The 20,928-nt window shown below is 71.1% G+C and carries 19 protein-coding genes; 13 read left to right on the top strand and 6 right to left on the bottom strand.

Translation table 11 applies throughout. The annotated features are described in order from the left end of the window. Window positions 1-3: 3 nt before the first annotated feature. The gene (locus AAME72_RS04485; RefSeq protein ID WP_348789038.1) at window positions 4-1,317 is read right to left on the bottom strand and encodes an MFS transporter; all 1,314 of its coding nucleotides are present in this window, start codon (window positions 1,315-1,317) and stop codon (window positions 4-6) included. Window positions 1,318-1,425: 108 nt separating this feature from the next. On the opposite strand from AAME72_RS04485, the gene AAME72_RS04480 reads away from it, so the two are divergent. Both AAME72_RS04480 and AAME72_RS04475 read left to right on the top strand, forming a co-directional pair. Then, window positions 1,426-3,114 carry an amidohydrolase gene (locus AAME72_RS04480; RefSeq protein ID WP_348789037.1) on the top strand — a complete coding sequence of 563 codons (1,689 nt, stop codon included), beginning with the start codon at window positions 1,426-1,428 and terminating at the stop codon, window positions 3,112-3,114. A gap of 53 nt (window positions 3,115-3,167) precedes the next feature. Further along, entirely contained in the window at window positions 3,168-4,556 is a 1,389-nt protein-coding gene (locus tag AAME72_RS04475) for an APC family permease (protein WP_348789036.1), read from the top strand. Between the two features lie 55 nt (window positions 4,557-4,611). On the opposite strand, the gene AAME72_RS04470 is transcribed toward AAME72_RS04475, so the two are convergent. Then, window positions 4,612-6,096, bottom strand: coding sequence for an MFS transporter (locus AAME72_RS04470; protein ID WP_348789035.1), 1,485 nt, complete (start codon window positions 6,094-6,096; stop codon window positions 4,612-4,614). Window positions 6,097-6,183: 87 nt separating this feature from the next. Here AAME72_RS04470 and AAME72_RS04465 point away from each other — a divergent pair, with 87 nt between their 5' ends. From AAME72_RS04465 to AAME72_RS04455, 3 genes are all read left to right on the top strand, one after another. Continuing rightward, on the top strand, window positions 6,184-6,561 hold the full coding sequence (locus tag AAME72_RS04465; RefSeq protein WP_348789034.1) for a helix-turn-helix domain-containing protein: 378 nt from the start codon (window positions 6,184-6,186) through the stop codon (window positions 6,559-6,561). Between the two features lie 5 nt (window positions 6,562-6,566). Next, the gene (locus tag AAME72_RS04460) at window positions 6,567-7,544 is read left to right on the top strand and encodes a zinc-binding dehydrogenase (protein ID WP_348789033.1); all 978 of its coding nucleotides are present in this window, start codon (window positions 6,567-6,569) and stop codon (window positions 7,542-7,544) included. Window positions 7,545-7,878: 334 nt separating this feature from the next. Continuing rightward, on the top strand, window positions 7,879-8,352 hold the full coding sequence (locus AAME72_RS04455) for a hypothetical protein (protein ID WP_348789032.1): 474 nt from the start codon (window positions 7,879-7,881) through the stop codon (window positions 8,350-8,352). Between the two features lie 112 nt (window positions 8,353-8,464). Here AAME72_RS04455 and AAME72_RS04450 read toward each other — a convergent pair whose 3' ends face one another. Further along, window positions 8,465-9,277 carry a thioesterase family protein gene (locus AAME72_RS04450; RefSeq protein WP_348789031.1) on the bottom strand — a complete coding sequence of 271 codons (813 nt, stop codon included), beginning with the start codon at window positions 9,275-9,277 and terminating at the stop codon, window positions 8,465-8,467. 44 nt (window positions 9,278-9,321) lie between these two features. Between AAME72_RS04450 and AAME72_RS04445 the strand changes: the two genes are divergently transcribed. Then, window positions 9,322-9,852 (top strand): hypothetical protein, encoded by a 531-nt coding sequence (locus AAME72_RS04445; RefSeq protein ID WP_348789030.1) that lies wholly within the window; start codon window positions 9,322-9,324, stop codon window positions 9,850-9,852. Window positions 9,853-9,958: 106 nt separating this feature from the next. Here the strand turns inward: AAME72_RS04445 and AAME72_RS04440 are convergent, their stop codons facing one another. Continuing rightward, window positions 9,959-10,957 carry a DUF2804 domain-containing protein gene (locus AAME72_RS04440; protein ID WP_348789029.1) on the bottom strand — a complete coding sequence of 333 codons (999 nt, stop codon included), beginning with the start codon at window positions 10,955-10,957 and terminating at the stop codon, window positions 9,959-9,961. Continuing rightward, entirely contained in the window at window positions 10,954-12,336 is a 1,383-nt protein-coding gene (locus AAME72_RS04435) for an MFS transporter (protein WP_348789028.1), read from the bottom strand. Before AAME72_RS04435 ends, AAME72_RS04440 begins: the two co-directional genes overlap by 4 nt. 105 nt (window positions 12,337-12,441) lie before the next feature. On the opposite strand from AAME72_RS04435, the gene AAME72_RS04430 reads away from it, so the two are divergent. After that, window positions 12,442-14,172, top strand: coding sequence for a sugar-binding domain-containing protein (locus tag AAME72_RS04430; protein WP_348789027.1), 1,731 nt, complete (start codon window positions 12,442-12,444; stop codon window positions 14,170-14,172). 34 nt (window positions 14,173-14,206) lie between these two features. On the opposite strand, the gene AAME72_RS04425 is transcribed toward AAME72_RS04430, so the two are convergent. Continuing rightward, the gene (locus AAME72_RS04425; protein WP_348789026.1) at window positions 14,207-15,280 is read right to left on the bottom strand and encodes a LacI family DNA-binding transcriptional regulator; all 1,074 of its coding nucleotides are present in this window, start codon (window positions 15,278-15,280) and stop codon (window positions 14,207-14,209) included. Window positions 15,281-15,465: 185 nt separating this feature from the next. On the opposite strand from AAME72_RS04425, the gene AAME72_RS04420 reads away from it, so the two are divergent. The 6 genes from AAME72_RS04420 (at window position 15,466) to AAME72_RS04395 (ending at window position 20,928) form a co-directional block, all read left to right on the top strand. After that, a complete protein-coding gene (locus AAME72_RS04420) occupies window positions 15,466-16,830 on the top strand; it encodes a sugar ABC transporter substrate-binding protein (RefSeq protein WP_348789025.1) in 1,365 nt (454 codons plus the stop codon). Window positions 16,831-16,834: 4 nt separating this feature from the next. After that, window positions 16,835-17,758: a sugar ABC transporter permease gene (locus AAME72_RS04415; RefSeq protein ID WP_348789024.1), complete on the top strand. Its 924-nt coding sequence runs from the start codon at window positions 16,835-16,837 to the stop codon at window positions 17,756-17,758. Further along, a complete protein-coding gene (locus AAME72_RS04410; RefSeq protein WP_348789023.1) occupies window positions 17,755-18,654 on the top strand; it encodes a carbohydrate ABC transporter permease in 900 nt (299 codons plus the stop codon). The genes AAME72_RS04415 and AAME72_RS04410 overlap by 4 nt, the downstream gene beginning before the upstream one ends. 58 nt (window positions 18,655-18,712) lie before the next feature. Beyond that, on the top strand, window positions 18,713-19,744 hold the full coding sequence (locus tag AAME72_RS04405; protein WP_348789022.1) for a DUF2804 domain-containing protein: 1,032 nt from the start codon (window positions 18,713-18,715) through the stop codon (window positions 19,742-19,744). A 125-nt stretch (window positions 19,745-19,869) separates the two neighbouring features. Then, window positions 19,870-20,181 carry a hypothetical protein gene (locus AAME72_RS04400; protein ID WP_348789021.1) on the top strand — a complete coding sequence of 104 codons (312 nt, stop codon included), beginning with the start codon at window positions 19,870-19,872 and terminating at the stop codon, window positions 20,179-20,181. Window positions 20,182-20,259: 78 nt separating this feature from the next. Next, entirely contained in the window at window positions 20,260-20,928 is a 669-nt protein-coding gene (locus AAME72_RS04395) for a phosphatase PAP2 family protein (protein ID WP_348789020.1), read from the top strand.

Below are 20,928 nucleotides of genomic sequence, written 5' to 3'. Positions count from 1 at the left end.
ACCCTACCGGCGGGCCGGTCGCCCGCCGTCGTCGGGCCGCCCGCTGCGCGCGGCCCAGAGCAGCACGGGGATCAGCAGCAGTGCCAGGATCCCGCCCGTGAACGACAGCACGCTGTAGTCGCTCGCGGCCATGACGACCCCGGATGCGGCACCGGCGCCCGCCCCGGACAGCGCGATCAGCACGTCGATCGTGCCCTGCGTGCGTGCCCGGTTCGCCGGGACCGTGGCGTCGACGACGAGGGCCGTGCCGGCGAGGAGGCCGACGTTCCAGCCGAGGCCGAGCAGGGTGAGCGCGAGGATGAGCAGTCCGAGCGAGCTCTCCGGCGCGAGCGCCGCGACGATGCCCGCCGCCAGCAGCGTGACGCCGGAGGCGATGGCCATCGGCACGCGCCCGACCCGGTCCACGAGGATGCCGGTGACCAGCGAGGGCAGATACATCGCGCCCACGTGGATGCCGATCACGAGCCCGACCGCGGAGAGTCCGAAGTCCATCGCCCGCATGTGCACCGGGGTCATCGTCATGATCGCCACCATCGCGATCTGCGTGAGCACCATCACCGCCGCCCCGGCGATCGCGCCCGGCCCCGGCCGAGGGGGAGGCGAGGGCGGCAGGGCCGCGCCCGCCGCGCCCGCCGCGCCCGCCGCCTGTTCGTCGGCCGGGGCGGCTGCGCGCGCGAGCAGGAACGGGTCCGGGCGCAGGAAGACCAGGAGCACGATCCCGGCCGAGAGGTAGGCCACTGTCGCGAGCAGGAATGGTCCGGCGAGGGCGGGGATGCCCATCCCGAGCGCGAGCCGCCCGAGCGGGTCCACCAGGTTCGGGCCCGCCACGGCGCCCGCGGTGGTGGCGACGAGCGCGATGCTGGCCGCGGTGCCGCGCTGAGCCGGGGCGGCGAGGTCGGTCCCCGCGTAGCGCGCCTGCAGGTTCGTGGCGGTGCCCGCTCCGTAGACGAAAAGCGAGACGAACAGCAGCGGGACGCTGCCGGCGGCCGCCGCGACGACCACCCCGAGCGCGCCGAGGCCGCCCGCGGCGAAGCCGAGGCCGAGCCCGAGGCGGCGTCCGTGGCGCTGCGTGAACCGGCCGATGAGGAACGCCGCCAGCGCGGAGCCGAGCGTGAAGAGAGCGGTCGGGGCGCCGGCGAGGCCGTCGCCGCCGACGAGCTGCTGGGCGAGCAGCGCTCCCACCGTGATGCCCGCGGCGAGGCCGGCGCCGCCGAGCACCTGGCTGACCGCCACGACCGTCAGCGTGCGCCGCTGCAGGGCCCGCCGGGCGTCGTCGTCGGTGCGGATGCGCTGCGCCAGGGCGCTGAGGTCGTGCACGGGACCCGACCCTAGCCGCGCTTGACACCCTTCGCGGGCCCGTGACACACTTCAGGAATTATTTGACGCAAGCGTCAAAGAATTCTCCTCACCGTCGACGGGAACACCATGACCGCACCGCAGACCACCGATCTCCTCCTCACCGGCGGCCGCATCCGCACCTTCGATGACGCCCGGCCGTGGGCGGAGGCGGTCGCCGTGACTGCCGGCCGGATCAGCTACGTCGGCCCGGCGGCGGAGGCACCCGCCGCGCGCGAGACCCGCCACCTCGACGGCGCGCTCGTGACGCCCGGAATCATCGACAGCCACAACCACCTCCTGCTCGGCTTCGACCCGGACGCGGTCAGCCTGGAGGGCGCCGAGACGCTCGACGAGGTGCGCGACCGCATTCGTGACCTGGCCGACAGGCGGCCGGACCTCGACTGGATCTGCGCCGAAAACGCCGTCTACTCGGTCGTCACCGGCCGTCGCCCGAACGCGCGAGACCTTGCCGGCCTCACCGACCGCCCGGTCTTCGTGACCACCTACGACCAGCACTCCGTCTGGCTGAACGACGCCGCGCTGCGCGTGCTCGGCATCGCCGACGGCGGCGACATCCCGTGGGGCAGGCCCGAGCGGGATGCGCAGGGCGAGCCGACGGGATGGGTCACCGACTTCTACACGAGCGCCATGACCACCGCGGGCCTCGCCGGCCTGCAGCGCGACATCCCGATGTACTCGCCGGAGCGCCGCTACCGCAAGCTGCTCGGCAGCCTCGCCCTCGCCACCGCCAGCGGCATCACCACCGTGGTCGAGCCGCAGGTGCCGCTCGCCGAGCTCGGCCTGTTCGACCGGGCGCGCGAGGCGGGGCTGCTCAGCTCCCGCGTGATCGCAGCCCTCTTCCACCCGATCGACGCGGACGCCGCGTTCCGCCGCGACCTCCGCGACGCCGTCGACGGTGCGACGACGGACGACCGGCTGCGCTTCGGTCCCGTCAAGCTCTACGCCGACGACGTCATCGAGCCGCACACCGCCTGGATGCTGGACGACTACGCCGACCGCCCTGGCCACCGCGGGCATCCCTCCGCTCCCGTCGGCGAGCTCACCCGCATCGTCACGGAGCTCGACCGGCTCGGCTTCCAGACCCACACCCACGCGACCGGCGACGGCGGCATCCGGCTGGCGCTCGACGCGATCGAGGCCGCGGCCGGGGTCAACGGCGCCCGCGACCGCCGGCACGGGATCGTGCACGTCGAGTGCCTGCACCCCGACGACCTCGCCCGCTTCGCATCCCTCGGCGTCACCGCCGCGATGCAGCCGCGGCACTGCTCGCCCGACCTCGTCTCCGGCACGTGGATGGAGAACGTCGGCGAGCAGCGCTGGGACCGCGCCTGGCGCATCCGCTCGCTCATGGAGTCCGGAGCGCACGTCGCCCTCTCCAGCGACTGGCAGGTGGGGGAGATGGATCCGCTGGTCGGCCTGTACTCGGCGCTCACCCGCGCCGGGCTGGACGGTCGCGACTCCTGGACGCCCGACGAGCGGATCGGCCTCGACGACGCACTCAGCGGCTACACCCGCGAGGGCGCGTGGGCCTGGCACGCCGAGGACGACCTCGGCGTGATCCGTCCCGGAGCGGCGGCCGACCTGGTCGCCTGGTCCGGGGACCTGTACGAGCACGACGGCGACCCGGCCGCTCTGCTCGACCAGCACGCCGCCCTCACCATCGTCGGCGGGGACGTCGTGCACGACGCCGCCTCCGACGCTCCCGCGCCCGCGGTGTACGGCGGACGGGCGCACTGCTCAGCCGCCGCGCACTGATCCGCCCTCCCGCACCCCGCGCCTCCTCTCCCGCCGTCGCGAAAGGAACACCCGTGTCCCAGCTCGACCCCGCCATCGCCCCCACCCGCTCCGCCGAATCGCCCGCCGACCCGCAGACGGGACTGCGCCGCAGCCTGAAGCTGCGCCACATCGTGTTCCTCGGCCTCGCCTACATGGCACCGCTCGCGGTGTTCGACACCTTCGGGATCGTCGCCGACATCACGCACGGGCACGTCCCGCTGTCCTACCTGCTCGTGCTCGTCGCGGTGCTGATCACCGCGCTCAGCTACGCGAAGATGGTCCGCTTCTACCCGCGGGCGGGTTCCGCGTACACGTACACGCGGGAGGCGATCAACCCGCACCTCGGCTTCCTGGTCGGCTGGGCGGCCACCCTCGACTACCTGCTGCTGCCGATGATCAACGCGCTGCTCTCCTCCATCTATATGACGGCGGCCTTCCCCGACGTGCCCGCCTGGGTGTGGATCGTGTCCACGATCGTGGTGTGCACCGTCCTGAACCTCATCGGGGTGAGGATCGCGGCCAAGGTGAACGTGATCCTGGTGGGCATCCAGGTGGTCGTCGCTGTCGCGTTCGTCGTTTTCACGGTCAAGAATATCGTGGAGGGGGCGAACGGCTCGGCCTTCTCGGTCGCGCCGTTCTTCTCGGCCGACCTGGACGTCCCGGCGATCGCGTCGGGCGCGGCCATCCTTGCGCTGTCCTTCCTCGGCTTCGACGCCGTGAGCACCCTGGCGGAGGAGGCGGAGCGGCCGCGCAGGGACATCCCGCGCGCCATCCTCATCATCGTCGGCGTCGCCGGACTCTTCTTCGTGAGCGTCACCTACGTGATGCAGGTGCTCTTCCCGGACGTGTCGGCCGTCGGGAACATCGTCGGCGCGTCGCCGGAGATCGCGAAGTACATCGGGGGAGCGGCGTTCCAGGCGGTCTTCATCGGCGGCTACATGGTGGCGGTTCTCGGCTGCGGCATCACGCAGCAGATGAGCGCCGCGCGGCTGCTGTTCGCGATGGGTCGCGACGGCGCGCTGCCACGGCGGTTCTTCGGCTCGCTCAACCGCGCGGGCGTGCCGGCCGCGAACGTGCTCCTGATCGCGGCGCTCGCCTGCACGGCGGTGTTCCTCGACCTGAACAAGGCGGCATCCCTGATCAATTTCGGCGCGTTCGTGGCGTTCATCTTCGTGAACCTGTCGGTGATCTTCACCTACACCCGGTACGTGAAGGAGCGGGGCTGGCGGAAGGCGCTCGGGTTCGTCGTGCTGCCGGTGCTGGGCGTCGCGGTCAACGTGGCGCTGTGGTTCAGCCTGGACACCAGCGCGATGGTGGTCGGCGCCGTGTGGGTGGCGATCGGCCTGGTCTACCTGCTCTGGCGCACCCGGTTCTTCCGGGCGGCGCCTCCCGCCCTCAGCGGTCCGGCGCAGTTCGACTGATGCAGAGAAGGGAGGAACCCCCGAGCCGGTCGGCCCGGGGACTCCTCCCTTCCCGTCACGCCTGCGGCGTGTCGAGCGCGACGTCCTCCCGACCCGGCGCGCCCCGGCCAGCGCGGCGACGGCGCGGGGCTGCGGCGATCGCGAGACCGGCCACGGCCAGCGCTGCGCTCAGGTAGAGGCCGGGCCGGAAGTGATCGAGCTGCGCCGCCGCGCCCGATCCCTCGGTGCCGCCCGAGATCAGCGCGGTCGTCACCGCGAGGGCGAGCGCGCCGCCGACCTGCGCGCTGGTCTGCACGAGCCCGGCAGCGAGGCCCTGCTCGTCGTCCGTCACGCCCGTCGTGGCCTGCACCTGGATGGACGGGAAGCCGATCCCGAAGCCGACGCCGAGCAGCAGCACCGACGGCAGGATGTCCGTCCAGTAGACGGGAGAGGTGCCGAGCCGCAGGAACAGCAGGTAGCCGGCGGACAGCGCCCCGAGCCCGAGCACGATCAGCGGTGCCGGGCCGAACCGGTCGATGAGGCGGTCGGTGAACGGTGCGCTGAAGGCGACGACCAGGCCGGTCGGCAGCAGGGCGAGCGCCATGCTGAGCGGGCTCCAGCCGAGCACATCCTGCAGGTAGAGCGTCAGCACGAACTGGAAGGAGACGTAGGAGCCGAACAGCGTGATGGCTGCCAGGTTGGCGCGCAGCACGGCGGCGACCCGGAATATCCCGAACCGGATCAGCGGGCTGTGCACCCGCAGCTCCAGCACGATGAAGGCCGCGAGCAGGACGGCCGCGATCACGAAGCCCGCGACCGTCTGGAGCGATCCCCAGCCGGCGCCGGGAGCGGAGACCACCGTGTAGACGAGCGTGAGCATCCCGAGCGCCAGCGTCACGGCGCCGGGGATGTCGTGCCCGGCCCCGCGTTCGCGGGCGTCCTTGGGGATGAAGAAGAAGCCGAGGACCAGGGCCAGGACCGCGAGAGGCACGGAGAACAGGAACGTCCACCGCCAGCTGAGCGAGGTCATCAGGCCGCTCATGATCAGGCCGAGCGAGAAGCCGCTGGCCGCGAACGTGGTGAAGATCGAGATGGCGCGGTTGCGCTCCGGTCCCTCCTCGAAGTTCGTGGTGATGAGGGAGAAGGCGGCCGGGGCGGTGAACGCGGCCGCGACGCCCTTCACGAAGCGGCTGGCGATCAGCAGCCCGGCGTCGGCGGACAGGCCGCCCGCGAGCGACGCGACGGTGAAGACGGCGAGGGCGATCAGGAGCACGGACCGGCGGCCGAGCAGGTCGGCGAGACGGCCGCCGAGCAGCAGCAGGCTGCCGTAGCCGAGGACGTAGCCGGAGACGATCCACTGGAGCGAGCCGGTCTCGAGGCCCAGCTCCTTGCCGATGGAGGGCAGGGCGACGCCGACCATCGAGACGTCGAGGCCGTCCAGGGCGATCACGATGCACGTGGCGAGCAGCAGGAGCCAGCGGGCGCGCGACCAGCGGAGGCGGCCGGAGCCGCCGATCGCGCCGGAGACGGCGGGGCGGGATGCGGTGTCGGAGTTCAGCACCCGGCAACTATATGACACGGAATAGATTGTGTCAGCAAAGTATGCACATTCATTTAATTCTCATGGATGCGAGGTAGGCTGACGCCCGTGAACACCACGGTCGACGTCTCGGCCCGCTGGCGGGAGCTGCAGGTCACCTACCTGAACACCGCGGCGGAGCTGGAGCGCACTCTGCAGCAGACCCACCAGCTCGGGCTCAGCGAGTTCGAGGTCCTCGACGCCGTCGCCGGCTACGTGTCGGAGGGCTGCACCATGCGCAATCTCGTCGACGTGACGCCGATGACACAGAGCGCGCTCTCGCGCATCGTCGACCGGCTGGTGAAGGCGGGGCTCGTCGAGCGCAACACCTGCGACTACGACAGGCGGGCGCTCTTCGTCGGGATCACCGAGGCAGGAGCCGCGGCGCACGCGGCGGCCAAACGCGACTACGACACGCTCCTCCAGCGGGCGTTCGAAGGGAAGTGAGCGCGATGCGCGCAATCGTCCAGCACCAGTTCGGCGACCCGGCGCGGGTCCTCGACGTCGAGGAGCGGCCCCTGCCGGAGCCGGGACCGGGCCAGGTGCGCGTGCGCACCGTGCTCAGCCCCATCCACAACCACGACCTGTGGACGATCCGCGGCACCTACGGTTTCAAGCCGGAGCTCCCTGCGGGCGCGGGCACGGAGGCGGTCGGCATCGTGGATGCGCTCGGCGAGGGCGTCGACTCGGTGGCCGTCGGGCAGCGCGTCGTCACCGGCGGCACGTTCGGCGTCTGGGCCGAGGCGTTCGTGACCGGCGCGGCAGGGCTCATCCCGGTGCCGGACGGGATCGGCGACGAGACGGCATCCCAGCTCGTCTCCATGCCGTTCAGCGCACTCAGCCTGCTCGACTTCCTCGACGTGAAGGCCGGGGATGTGGTGCTCCAGAACGCGGCGAACGGCGCCGTCGGGCGGCTGCTCGCGCAGTTCGCCGTGTCCCGCGGCGTGACCGTGATCGGGCTGGTGCGCCGTCAGCGCGACGCGGACGACCTCGGCGCGCAGGGCATCCCCCACCTCGTCGCGACCTCCGACGATGGCTGGCGCGATCGCGTCCGCGAGCTCGCGGGCGGTTCGCCGATCGTCGCGGCCGTGGATTCGGTGGGCGGCGAGTCGAGCGGCGAGCTGCTGGCGCTGCTCGCCGAGGGCGGCACGCTGGTGTCGTTCGGCGCGATGGGCTCCGATGGGATGCAGCTGTCCTCCGGTGACCTGATCTTCAAGCAGGCCGTGGTGCGCGGCTTCTGGGGCAGCAAGGTGAGCGCGGCGATGGCGCCGGAGAAGCGCGCGGAGCTGTTCGGCGAGCTGATCCGCGCCGCCCTGTCGGGTGCGATCACCCTCCCCGTTGAGGAGACGTTCGCGTTCGCCGACGTGCGGGGCGCGGCCGAGGCCGCCGCTCGTTCCGGCCGGCGCGGCAAGGTCCTCCTCCGGCCTTAGCACCCGTCGAGTGCGCAGAAAGTCGCGCGAAAACCGCCGAGTACGCGGATAATCTGCGGACTCGCGCGTTGGGATGCCGGTTTCGTGCGTGAGGCGTGTCGCCCGAAGTGGGGTACAAATTCGTGTCCTCCATATGGCCCACAGACGGCGGTTTCTAGCTATGCTCGGGGCTGTCCTACTCCCCGGCGCGTCGTCGCAGGGCCAGGACCGCGCACCACCCGAGCACCGCGCACCACCCGACACGCACCAGCGCACCACCCGAACCAGCGCACCACCCGCACGCGCGCACCCGGCGCCGTACGGAGAGCAGTCACGTCTACCCGAAGGACACGCTGTGAACACGCACGCCTACGACCACGCCCGCGACCAAGCCCAGAGGCTCGCCCGACGCCACGAGCGCGACCTGCACTGGGCGAAGGAGCGCCGCCGTCAGCATGAGCGCGAGACCGCCGCCGCGGTGGCGCTGCTCGCGACCAGCCGCGCGGCCCTCGCCCGCCGGACGGTCGTCGTCTCGCTCATCCTGCTCATCGGCATCGCCGCGGCGCTCGCCGTCGCGCTGGCCGCCGGTCTCCCCGCCTTCTGGCCCGAGATCGCGGAGTCCGTCGCCACCGTCGCCGCGGCGGGCGTGCTCATCGGCGCCTTCGTCTCGCTGCAGCGCATCCGCGCCCGCCGGTCCGCCGCCCGCGACCTGCTGCACTCGCGGGAGGCGCGGCTGTCGCACACGCAGTTCCACATCCACGAGTCGGTGCACTCATACATCGACTCGCACGGCGAGGTCGTCGGCACGCGGCTGGCGCGCTCGGCCTGAGGCGCGGCGCCCCGCGCGAGGCCCGTTCGCGGGCGCACATTCGGCACACATGTCGGTCGCGCCGCGCTGATAACCGACATTCGGCGCAGATGTGAGCCGCCCGACGGCCGGCTCAGCCCGCCGCGCCGGGCAGCGGGCGCACCGTCAGGATCTGCTCGGCCGTCCCGACCGGCCCGGTCTCGTCGTGCAGTCGTGAGCTGGTGAGGCCCTGGCCGGTCGGTCCGAACGACACGGTCGTGTCCAGCCCGACCCAGCGTCCCCTCGGCTGACGGAACAGGTGGACGGTCAGGTCGAGGTTCGGGAACATCCACGTCTCCGGGTGCGTGCGCACCGCGATCCCGTTCGCCGTGTCGATGAGCGCGACGAACGACGCCAGCGCGCCCGCCTGCTCGCCCGCCACGAGCGGGACGTCCGTGGAGATCCAGGCGGCGGCCCGCCCTGGGCGGTGTGGTGTGATCTCGCGGGCGTCGATGGACGCGATGTAGCCGCCGGTCCAGGTGTCCGTCATCGCGCGCGTCGTCAGCGTCTCGGGGTCGGGCAGCGGCGTCCAGTCGGTCCCGGCGACGGCGGACGTGTCCTCCGAGGCGATCAGCCAGGCGCGCGCCGATACGGTGGCGCGGCCGCCGATCGTGGCCACCGCCTCCACCAGCTCGATGGTGCGACCGGGTCGCAGGGTCCGCACGGTCAGCTCGATGTCGTCGTGGGCGATGCGGCCGAGGATGTCGAAGCTCACCCTGCCGATCAGCATCCCGGAGGCGAGCCGGTCGCTCAGCTCCCGTTCGAGCTCGTGCACGATCAGCCCGCCGACCGGGCTGAAGTGCTGCTCCTGCGGGTCCCAGGCGCCGCCGACGTGCGAGGTGGGGCGGTACACGCCGTCGCGGATGCGGACGAAGTAGCTCGCCTCCCGGCCGGGTTCGATGCTCATGCGATCGAGCGTATGCGCGGCGGCCGAGGGATCACAATTGAGGGATGGCCTACCGCGCGACCGAGCGTCTGATCCCGGCGACCGTCACCCGCATCGAGCTGGAGGCGGACGTCCCGTTCGACACCCTCCGCCGCTCGCTCGAGGCCGAGGTGCCACCGCTGGACGTCGCGGCGCTGCGGCGGCTGCTCGACGACGGCGCCGACTGGTCGCGGCTGACGCGGGAGCTGGCGGGGCCGGGATCCCACCGCCTTGTGCGGTTCCTCAGCGACGACCCGACGGCGGTGATGCGGGTGGGCGGTGCGGACATCCCGAGCGCCGCCTACCTGATCGGTGACTATCTGACGGCGGCGAGGATGTTCCGCCACGATCCCGGCGCGCTGCTCCACACGCCGATGCGGCTGGTGCTGCACGCGCGCGGCCCGGCGCGGACGGTCCTGACCGTCGAGCAGCCGAGCAGTGCCCTCGTCGGTTTCGGCAGCAACAAGATCACGCAGGCCGGCTACGAGCTGGACCGGATGCTCGGCGACCTCCTCGAGGACATCGGCCTGCCTCGCCCCTCGTCCCTCCGCCTCTGACCCCCCGTCCACTTATCCACACCTCCCCCGGCGAGTACGCAGAAAGTCGCCCCGAAACGGCCGAGTACGCAGATCATCTCCGTACTCGGCGGGTGGGGAGGCGGGGTCACCAGCGGTTGCGGACGTCTTCGGCCCAGCCGAGGAGGCCGTCCACGAGCAGCGGGCCGGAGACCGTGGGGACCGTGCCCGAGTAGTGGCCGAAGCACTGGTGACCGCGGCTGCCCACGACGCCGAGCTCGGTGCGGCTGACGTGGTCCCAGAACGGCTCGAAGACCAGGTCCACCTCGCCGCCGCGGATGCGCCACGGCCGCAGCCAGTCGTCCTCGTCGTACGTCCACTCCAGGGTGTCGTGGATCTTGTGCAGCCTGCCGTCGAGCACGGTCGCGTTCTCGGTGCTCCCGGTGCCGTCGGTCCAGCGGCCGCCGAGCTGCAGGCCGAGGACGGCGCCGCCCTGAACCCCGGACGCCGCGCCCCAGTTCCAGCGCATCCGGTACGGCCAGCGGCCACGACCGTGGTCGAGCACGCTCCAGGTGTCGCCGTCGGCGAGCGTCGTGGCGGCGCCGCGGACGGTCACCGTGCCCGTCGCCGGGCGGGCCACATCCTTGACGGTGTACTGGAAGCGGCGGTCGCTCCACGGGACCACGACGCCGAGGCGCTCGTGGCCGGGAGGCAGCGCGGCGAGCACGTCGATGTCGACGTCGTCGCTGTGGGCGCGGAGACGCGTGCCCGCCTCCGTCTCCTCGATCGTGAGCTCCAGCCCGCGGGCGACCGCGTGCGCACGCCCGGTGCCGAGGGATGCGGGCAGCTCGGGACGGACCCAGGGCGGCGCCACCGTGCCGTGCTCGATCGTCTCCCCGCTCGCCCGGTCGTGGACCATGAGCGAGTGGACGCCGGAGTAGTCGAGCGAGGACACGGTGATGGCGACCAGGTGCGTCGGCGAGGTGATCGCCCAGTACTCCCAGCGCTTGTTGCGCCCCCAGCCGTGCCGCCCACCGATGCCGGACGTGTCGTGCAGCGGAGTGCGACTCCAGCCGACGGCGGCCCGGTTCAGCCGGCCGTCCGGGAGGCAGAGGGCGACGGGTGCGGTGAGTTCGCGCTCGGTCATGCCGGCGCCTCCGTCTCTCCGGCCGCCCCGCGCACCGCCCGGGCGCGCAACCACGCGAACGGGATCACGAGCACCAGCACGACGGCCGCGGCCAGGAAGATCCCCGGTCCCGGCACCGGAAGCGTCTGGCCCAGGTCGACGTAGTGCTGCGGGTTGCCGGCGATCACGGCGGCTCCGATGAACGGCCCGATGACCATCGGCACCATGACGGCAAGCAGCATCCGCAAGCCCTGAACCCCGCCGGCGCGGCCGATCGGGGTCGCGTCCCGGGAGAGTGCGGACACGGCGGCGATGGAGGTCATCATGCCCGTCATCATGACAGTGGCGGCGATCGTGACGGGGAGGAACTCGTGCACGAACGCCATCCCGACAAGCCCGGCTGCGAAGACCGGGACCGCGATCGACAGGGTGGGCAGCTTGCCGATGCGGTCCATCAGCCGGCCGGCCAGGACGCTGAGGCCGGAGGCGAGGATGAGCACGACACCGAGCAGGAGCGCGTACGACTCGATGCGGAGCGTGCGCTCGAGGTAGATGATCACGTACGGCAGGAACACCTGGGAGCTGATCCCGACGACCGCCCAGATCGCGAGGGTGAGGTAGAGCACGGGCTGCCGTCGGATGACCGACGGACGCAGGCCGTGGACGGTCGCGGCGAGAAGGCGGTCCGAGGAGGGGGCGGCGATACCGCGGTCGCGGACCAGGAACCAGGAGAGAACGCCCGTGATCGTCGTCGCGATGCCGACGATGCCGAAGAAGAGCCGCCAGTCGCCCGCGCGGGTGAGGCCGTCGAGCGCGCCGAAGACGACGAGCATCCCGAGTAACGGCATGACCGCGAGCGCGCCGTCGACGCGGCCACGGTTCGCGGGTGTCGTGGAGTCGGTGACCCACGCCATGAAAGCGGCGTCGTTGGCGGACGACCCGATGGCGCTCATCAGACAGTCGAGCAGGATGATGGCGACGACGCCGCCGATCGCGACGGTCGCGGCCGCGGGAGGGCCGGCCTGAGCGGCGCCCGCTCCGGTATCCGTGCCCGCCGCGCCGACGAAGCCGAACGCGGCCGTGCTGATCCCCCAGGCGACGTAGCCCCCGGCGATGAGGACGCGGCGGCGGCCGGTTCTGTCCGACCATGCGCCCGCGATGAGCGTGGCCAGCGTTGCGGCGACGGCGCTGAGCGCGACCATCGTCGCAATCACCGTCGGGTCGGTGCTGAGGGTGTCGTAGACGAAGACGTTGAGGTACATGTTCTCGACGGTCCAGGCGAGCTGGCCGGCGAAGCCGACGAGGACGACGGCGGTCCACGTCCGCGGGCCGAGGCGTCCGAGGCGTCGGGGAGGAGCGGGTTGCGTTCGGGGTGCATTTCCACGTTGAAATGACGTCACGAGGCCCGACTCTAGCTGGCTGGCGTCCCCGCGTGCAAAGACGTCGTCCCGATTGTGTACATTGGGGATGTTTCAACGTTGCAACATCCGTCGGAGAGGACCCGTGTGGACGACGCCATCCCGCTGCCCGAGTACCCGCGCCCGCAGTTGGCGCGCGACAGCTACCTCTGCCTCAACGGCGCCTGGGGTTACGCGATCACCGACGGCAGGGCGCCCGCGCCGTGGGACGGGGAGATCCTCGTCCCGTACTCCCCGGAGGCGCCCCTGTCGGGAGTCGGCAGGCGGCTGCTCCCGGGGCAGACGCTCTGGTATCGCCGCGCCGTCACGCTGCCGCAGGGCTTTCGTGCCGCCGGCGACCGGTTGATCCTGCAGTTCGGCGCGGTCGACCAGGACTGCGAGGTCTTCGTCGACGGTCGCCCGGTCGGTGCGAATCGCGGCGGCTACTGGCCCTTCGCCCTGGACGTGACGGACACCTTCGCGGATCCGGGCCCGCACGAGATCACGGTCGCGGTACGCGACGAGAGCGACGCGGGGTTCCGGGCCCGGGGCAAGCAGTCGCTGCGGCCGGGAGGGATCTGGTACACGCCGCAGTCCGGCATCTGGCAGACCGTGTGGATGGAGGCGGTGCCCGCGGTGCGCGTGGAGCGCGTCGACTACCGGACGCTGCTCGACGACGGGGTGCTGGAGGTGACGGTCACGACGAACGAGGACGTCGATGTCTCGGTGGAGGTGTCGGCCGCCGGGTCCCTCATCGCTCGTGCCGCGGGTCGCGCGGGCCGTCCGATCCGGTTGGGCATCCCCGAGCCGCGACTGTGGAGCCCTGGTGACCCGTTCCTGTACGACGTCGCCGTCACCGCCGGTGCCGACCGCGTGCGCAGCTACACGGGGATGCGGACCGTGTCGGTCGCGCCCGATGCCGCGGGGGTCCCCCGACTGACGCTCAACGGCGAGCCGTACTTTCACGCCGGCGTGCTCGACCAGGGGTACTGGCCGGATGGGCTCTACACCCCGCCGTCGGACGACGCGTTCGTGCGCGACATCCTCGCGATGAAGGAGCACGGCTTCACGATGCTGCGCAAGCACATCAAGGTGGAGCCGCTGCGCTGGTACCACCACTGCGACCGGCTCGGGATGCTGGTCTGGCAGGACCTCGTCAACGGCGGCCGCCGCTACAACCCGCTCGTCATCACTGCGCCGGTGCTCACGCCGCTGCGGCTCTCCGACCGTCGGCACCGCGCCTTCGGCAGACAGGACGCCCAGGGGCGCCGGGAGTTCCAGGAGGAACTGGACCGCACGGTGACGCTGCTCGCCGCGGCGCCGTCCATCGTGTGCTGGGTGCCGTTCAACGAGGGCTGGGGGCAGTTCGACGCGCTGGATGCGGTGGACCGCATCCGCGCGCTCGACCAGGACCGGCTGGTCGACCACGCGAGCGGCTGGCACGACCAGGGCGGCGGGGACCTGCGGAGCCTGCACGTCTACTTCCGCCGCATCCGCCCGCGCCGGTCGTGGGGACGGGACGGTCGGGCGGTCGCGGTGTCCGAGTACGGGGGATACAGCCACCGGGTCCCTGGGCACGGCCACAGCGACCGCGAGTTCGGTTACCGGCGCCTGCGCAGCACGGCCGCGCTCGGCGACGCCTTCGAGCGGTTGCACCGGGACGAGGTGCTGCCCGCGGTGCGGGCCGGCCTCTCGGCGATCGTCTACACGCAGCTCTCCGATGTCGAGGACGAGCTGAACGGTCTCCTCACTGCCGACCGCAGTGTCGAGAAGCTGAGCGCCTCCCGCGTCCGCGCCGTGCTCGACGCCCTGCGCGCCGCCTACGCTGCCGGGTCCTAAGCCACCTCCTTCGGCGGACAGCGGCGGGAGCCGGCTACGCGCGGCCGGTCGAGTCGCGGCGGACGACGGCGTACGGGGCGGGGATGGTCTGCGGCTCGCTGTCCGGCTCGTCGAGGCGGCGGAGCATCGCGGTGATCGCGAGGCGGGCCAGCTCGTCCATGTCGGGGGCGACCGTTGTCAGGCTCGGGGCGGAGAACGCGGCCTCGGCCGTGTTATCCCAGCCGACGACCGCCACATCCTCCGGAACGCGCACCCCGTGTTCGCGGAACGCCCGCAGCGCACCGATCGCGAGCAGGTCGTTCGCGCAGACCAGGCCGTCGATCGAGACGCCGGACGCGATCAGCTCGCTGGTGCGGTCGTAGCCCTCCTGGCGCGAGTAGTCGCCCTCCGGGTTCACCTGGTCCCACTGCGAGACGGAGACGACGCGGACGGGGGAGAGATCGGCGGCGTCGAGCGCGCGCATGAAGCCGGCGAGACGCAGATCCGCGGGCGCCGCTCCGACCGTGCCTCGCTCCACGTCGCCGAGGAACGCCAGACGCGTGCGGCCGTCGTCGAGCATTGTCCGGGTGACCTCACTGGTCGAGCCGACGTTGTCCACGACCACCGAGTCGATCCGGTCGCTGCGGAACCGCTCGCCCAGCAGGACCAGCGGCGTCGGTCCCCGCTCCGCCTCGAAGCGCTCGAGGTCGATGGTGAGTGGGCTGAACAGGATGCCGTCGGTCAGGATGGCCCGGAACCCGCCTGCCACCCGCAGCTCCCGCTCCAGGATGCCGCGGGTCTCGTCGATGACGACGTCGTAGCCGAACGTCTCCGCCTGCCCGACGACCGCGTGGGCCAGCTGCGCGAAGTAGGGATGCGACACGAACGGCACCGAGAGCGTCAGCAGGTTGCTGCGCCCGCTGCGCAGCTGCCGCGCCGCCAGCTGCGGGCGGTAGTCGAGCTCGGCGATCGCCGCCTCCACCTTGTCGCGGGTCGCCTGGCTGATGTACCGGTGCCCGTTCACGACGTTGGAGACGGTGCGGTAGGAGACGCCGGCCACCGCCGCCACATCCTTGAGCGTCGGCGGCCCGTTCGGTCGGCGCCCCGGTGGCGGAGTTTCGGTCGTCACCCGGTCATCGTAACGGCGGTGACGTGCAGCAGAGAGTGACACGCTGTTTCCACGTTGCAATATTGTGATGTTTCCACGTTGCAATATTTCGGTAATGCTGATTGAGTGGCATCTGCGATCGCGTGATGCACCCCCGCTCCACGGTCCCGGTCGCGGATCTTCCACAACGACGAGGAGATGAAACCATGACCCGTTCCCCCCGGGTGCGCCGGCTGCTCGGCATCGCCGCAGCGTTCACGGCAACGGCCGCTGCGCTCACCGCGTGCAGCGGCGAAGACGGCGGCACGAAGGCCGCCGACGGCGGCGGTCTCGGCACCGCCGAGAAGCACGTCGCGATCACCATGATGTCCAACGACGCGTTCGCCCAGCAGTGGCAGGAGCAGCTCGTCCCCGAGTTCAACAAGAAGTACCCGTACATCGACGTCACGATCGACTCGACCCCCTACGACGACCTGCTCGCCAAGGGGATGCTCAACGGCACGGACACCGACCCGCAGTACGACCTGATCACGCTCGACGACCCGTGGACCCCGCAGATGGCGCAGGCCGGCGTGCTGCTCGACCTCAAGAAGGACGCCGGCTCCTGGACCGAGAAGGACTACGACTGGTCCGACTTCAACTCCGCCCCGCTCGCGGCGAGCGAGTGGAACGGGGGCCAGTACGGTGTCCCGCTGCGCTCCAACATGCTGCTGATGTTCTACAACAAGGACCTCTACGCCAAAGCCGGTCTCGACGCGCCGACCCCGGAGCTCACCTGGGACCAGTATCTGGATGAGGCGCCGAAGCTCGTACAGGACACGAACGGCGACGGCAAGACCGACTCCTGGGCGGTCGGCCTCACCTGGCAGAAGGGCGTGCTGTCGCCGCCGTTCTGGCAGGCCGTGCTCAACTCGAACGGCGGGAAGCTCTTCACCGACGACATGAAACCGGCCTTCGACACCAAGGCAGGCGCCGCCGCGTTGCAGACGCAGGTGGACCTGCTGAAGTACGCCCCTCCCGGTGCGCAGGCCTACAACTACACGGAGCCACTCGACGCCTTCCGCCAGGGCAAGATCGCCACGATCTTCACCTGGGGCAGCGCGTACAAGTCGGCGGCCGTCGACCCGGCGGTGACCAAGCTCACCCCCGAGCAGGTCGGCATCCAGACCATGCCGGTCGGCTCGAAGAGCGCGAGCACGCACCGCGGCATCTGGAGCGGTGCCGTGTTCAAGAACTCGAAGCATCCGGAGGCGGCCTGGACGTTCCTGCAGTGGATGAGCTCCAAGGACGGCGAGAAGTGGTGCACCGACACGTTCGGCTCGTTCCCCGCCCGCAAGTCCACTCTCGCCTCCACCCCGGGTCAGCCGTGGCTCGCGCCGGTGTTCTCGACCCTGCAGAACGCGTACGACGTGGCCGCGAAGGGCGAGATGTGGCGGCCGCGCTCGCCGCAGTCCAACGCCATCCAGCAGGCGCTCGCCGACCAGACGAGCGCGGCGGTGCTCGGCCAGATCTCCAGCGCCCAGGCGCTGAAGAAGGCCGAGAGCCAGATCGACGAACTGCTGGCGGAGTAGGCGGATGACGATCGCGCTCTCGAAGCGGAAGACGCTGCCGTCCCGCCGCTCGGCGCGGATGCGGGATGTGCTCGGCCGCTGGTCGTTCATGATCCCCGCGACCGTGCTGCTGGTGGCCGTGCTCGCCTACCCGCTGCTGTACACCCTGCAGATCAGCTTCTCATCGTTCGACCTGAGCACCTTCTCCCCGTCCCAGTTCGTCGGGCTGGAGAACTACACGAAGGCGCTCGGCAGCGAGAGGTTCCAGAACTCGCTCGTCGTGACGGGCGTGTACCTGGTGCTCGCGCTGCCGCTGCAGATCGTGCTCGGGTTCGCGATCGCCTTCCTGCTCAACGCCGAGTGGAGGGGGCGCGGCGTCGTCCGCGCCCTCTTCCTCATCCCGATGGTGGTCGCCCCTGTCGTCTCCGGCGGCATCTGGAAGATGCTGCTCGACCCGCTCTGGGGCGTGGTCGGCTGGGCGACCTCGCTCGTCGGCCTGCCGCCGATCAACTGGTTCGGCGACGCGACGATGTCCATGATCAGCGTGGTCATCATCGACACCTGGCGATCGGTGCCGTTCGTCGTGCTGATCGCCTCTGCCGCACTTCTCGCCCTGCCGAAGGACGTCTTCGAGGCGGCGCAGGTGGACGGGGCGAACTGGTGGCAGACGCTCTGGCGGATCAGTCTCCCGATGCTCGCGCCGATCATCGCCGCGACCTTCATCGTGCGCTGGCTCGGCGCCGTGAAGATGTTCGACATCATCCTGACCACCACGAACGGAGGCCCGGGCCAGGCCACGGACGTCGTCAACCTCTACATCTACCAGCAGGCCTTCCAACTGCTCCGGTTCAGCGAGTCCTCGGCCATGGCGGTCATCGTGCTGGTGCTGACGACGGTGCTCACGCTGGTGTTCCTGTGGGGGAGCAAGAAGCTGGAGGACCGGGTATGACCGCCACCGCAGAACGGCCGGCCACTGCACCGTCGCACCGGGACATCCGCAGCGAGCGCCCCGCGCAGCGCCGCCGCCGCAGCGGCCACCGCGCCCGGGTCTGGGCGGGCGTCGTCGTGTGCATCCTCTTCATGCTGCCCCTGGTGTGGATGCTCATCACGTCGTTCAAGTTCCAGCGCGACATCTTCACCGTGCCGCCGACCATCTTCTTCGACCCGACGATCAGTCAGTACATCGACGCCTGGGTGAACCAGGGCCTCGGCCCGAAGATGGTGAACACCGTCATCGTCGCGCTCGGCGCCGGACTGGTGTCGCTGGTCGCCGGGGCGATGGCGGGCTACGCGTTGGCCCGGCTGCGCATCCGGGGCGCCGCGACGATCGGCGTGCTCATCCTCGCCTCCCGCGGGGTGCCGCCGATCGCGCTCGCCGTCCCGATGTTCCTGGTCGCCAGGACACTCGGGATCACCGACACCCACATCACGCTGATCCTCGCCTACTGCTCGTTCGTCATCCCCTACGTGATGTGGCTGATGCGGGGCTTCTTCCTGGCGCTGCCGAAGGAGCTCGAGGAGTCCGCGATGCTCGACGGCTGCTCCAGGATGGGCGCCTTCTTCCGCATCATCGTGCCGATCTCCGCCCCCGGCCTGATCTCCACGTTCATCTTCAGCATCATCCTGGCGTGGGAGGAGCTGCTCTTCGCGCTCGTCCTCACCAACCGCAAGGCGACGACCGTCCCGGTGGCGATCGCCGGGATGGTCGGCGACACCGAGCACGGGGCCAACTGGGGCGCGCTCGCCGCGGCCGGGATGCTGACCGTCATCCCCGTGGTCGTGCTCGCGCTCGTCGTCCAGAAGTGGCTGATCCGCGGCCTCGCCGACGGCGCGACCAAGGGCTGACCCGATCCGTTCCGCGCGTCGCCGCGCACAACACCGCACCCGCGAGAGAGAGGTTCCCGTGAGACTACCCCTGCGCGCCGTCGCGCCCGGAGGCGAGAGGATCGCCGAGCGCGAGATCGTCGTGCCCGTCGATCTGTGCCGTCCGGACGGCGCCCTCAACCCCGACGCCGTCGGCTGGACGCGGAGGGCGCTGCACCGCACCGGGCTGCCCGGCTGGGGCCGCAACAAGCGCTTCGAGTACTGGGCGATCACCACGCCGGACGCCATCCTCACCTTCAACATCTCGCACCACGACTACCGCGCGAACGTGTCGGCGACCTTCGCAGACCGCGAGCGCTACGCCGAGATCCGCCAGGGCGGAAACACCTGGTTCCCGGGACCGGGCGGGATGCGCGACGAGCACAACACCGCGCCGATGGAGGCGCGCCGGAAGGACGTGCTGGTGCGTTTCACTCCGCAGGGGACCGGGACGCGCATCCAGGCGGAGTCCCCGCGCATCCAGGCGGACATCCGGGTGCTGGCCGCTCCCGACCACGAATCGATGGGTGTCGTGGTGCCGTGGAGCACGCGCGCCTTCCAATACACGAAGAAAGACAACAGCCTGGCGGCGGAGGGCGTCGCGGTCGTCGACGGGGTCACCCACCGGATCGAGCCGCACACCGCGACTGCCGTGCACGACCGCGGCCGAGGGCGCTGGCCGTACTTCACGTTCTGGAACTGGGGCGCCGGCGTCGGTCGAACGAGCGACGGCCGGGCGCTCGGCCTGCAGCTCGGCGGCAAGTGGACGGACGGCACGCCGTCGTCCGAGAACTGGGTGCGGCTGGACGGTCGCCTGCACAAGATCCAGAACCACCTGGACTGGCGTTACGACCCGCAGAACTGGACGGCGCCGTGGACGATCGCCGGCCCAGACGTCCAGATCACGTTCCGGCCCGAGCACCACTCGCAGCACCTGTTCGACCGGTGGATCGTCAAGAGCCGCGCCGACAGCTGCTTCGGCCACTACGAGGGCCGCATCCGTCTCACCGGCGAGGAGATCGCCTTCTCCGGCGTGTTCGGGCACGTCGAGGAGGTGGAGCGCCGCTGGTGACCGACCGCTCCGGAGTGCACGGCGCACGTCCACGCGCCGCCGGAGCCGGGCGGGGAGCCGTCCCACACCGATGACGGTTCCCCGCCCACATCTTGTTCCGCCCACATCCACCGCAAGGAGTCGCCATGACCGACATCGCCGTCCCCACCGTGCTCCGCATCACCTCCGCCGAACTCGATGCCGCGTCGCCCGCAGACGGCGTCCACGGCCGCTACCGCGCCGTGCTCGACGGCCCCGCCGGCTCCGGCACCGCGCGCGTCGTCACCATCGCCGGCGGATCGGAGCCGCACGATCTCATCGTCGTCGACTACGCCAGCTCGCCCGGCTACAGCAGGGCCTGGCTTCGCGGCGCCGACGTCGGGGACGGCACGCATTACAGCCTGCTCGCCGAGCTGCCGGCGTCGTTCCCGGCGCGCGGGATCACCATCGTGCGGTAGCCGCCCGCGCCATTCTTAGAGCCTGCTCAGCGGGAACGCGGTTGACTGGTCCTCTCCCGACCCGGAAGGACCGACCCCGTGACCTCAGCCCTGCTCCGCATCCCCCGGCACTGGGTGATCTGGACGATCGTCCTGTTCGTCCTGACCTTCGCGCTCGGGTTCGCCGCCAAGGCGGTCGTCGCGCTGCGCTTCGCCTCCCTCGACGCGGCTGTGAACCGCACGCACTCCGGCGCCCTGGATGCGGTGGCGATCGTCCTGGACAAGCTCGACCATCCTGTCGTGGTGGTCGTCGTGCTGGCCATCGTCTTCGTCGTACTGGTCTTCCTCCGCGGCTGGCGGCTCGCGATCGCGGTCTGCGCGGTCACGGGCTTCGGCTGGATCACCACCCTGATCGTCAAGTACGCCGTCGCCCAGCCGCGCCCGACGACGACGGACCTGACGCATCCGCTGCACATCAGCCCCGCGACGCTCAGCTACCCGAGCGGTCACGTCGTCTTCGCCGCCGCCCTCGTCACGGCCCTCCTCATGGTGTGCCACGGCATGCTCTCGCGCACCATCGTCGGCATCGTCGGCGCGCTGTTCGTCGTCGCGGTCTGCTGGTCGCGGCTGTACGTCGGCGTGCACTACGCGACGGACGTCGTCGGCGGTGTCCTCAACGGCGTCGCGGGCGCGCTGCTGTTCGCCGGGCTCTGGAACCTCCTCGCGCTGCGGCTGTTCGGCGCGCGGCACGCGCCGGTGGTGGCGTGA

Origin of the sequence: Leifsonia sp. NPDC080035 (assembly GCF_040050925.1) — a bacterium.
GTDB lineage: Bacteria > Actinomycetota > Actinomycetes > Actinomycetales > Microbacteriaceae > Leifsonia.
The sequence above is the reverse complement of the archived record's forward strand: the minus strand, read 5'-3'. Positions and strand labels throughout refer to the sequence as shown.

What these genes read in the sequence shown, in the direction of transcription:
- AAME72_RS04480 (WP_348789037.1), top strand. Translation starts at nt 1,426, where the DNA reads ATGACCGCACCGCAGACCACCGATCTCCTCCTCACCGGCGGCCGCATC.
- AAME72_RS04460 (WP_348789033.1), top strand. Translation starts at nt 6,567, where the DNA reads ATGCGCGCAATCGTCCAGCACCAGTTCGGCGACCCGGCGCGGGTCCTC.
- AAME72_RS04450 (WP_348789031.1), bottom strand. Translation starts at nt 9,277, where the DNA reads ATGAGCATCGAACCCGGCCGGGAGGCGAGCTACTTCGTCCGCATCCGC.
- AAME72_RS04445 (WP_348789030.1), top strand. Translation starts at nt 9,322, where the DNA reads ATGGCCTACCGCGCGACCGAGCGTCTGATCCCGGCGACCGTCACCCGC.
- AAME72_RS04440 (WP_348789029.1), bottom strand. Translation starts at nt 10,957, where the DNA reads ATGACCGAGCGCGAACTCACCGCACCCGTCGCCCTCTGCCTCCCGGAC.
- AAME72_RS04420 (WP_348789025.1), top strand. Translation starts at nt 15,466, where the DNA reads ATGACCCGTTCCCCCCGGGTGCGCCGGCTGCTCGGCATCGCCGCAGCG.
- AAME72_RS04415 (WP_348789024.1), top strand. Translation starts at nt 16,835, where the DNA reads ATGACGATCGCGCTCTCGAAGCGGAAGACGCTGCCGTCCCGCCGCTCG.
- AAME72_RS04410 (WP_348789023.1), top strand. Translation starts at nt 17,755, where the DNA reads ATGACCGCCACCGCAGAACGGCCGGCCACTGCACCGTCGCACCGGGAC.
- AAME72_RS04400 (WP_348789021.1), top strand. Translation starts at nt 19,870, where the DNA reads ATGACCGACATCGCCGTCCCCACCGTGCTCCGCATCACCTCCGCCGAA.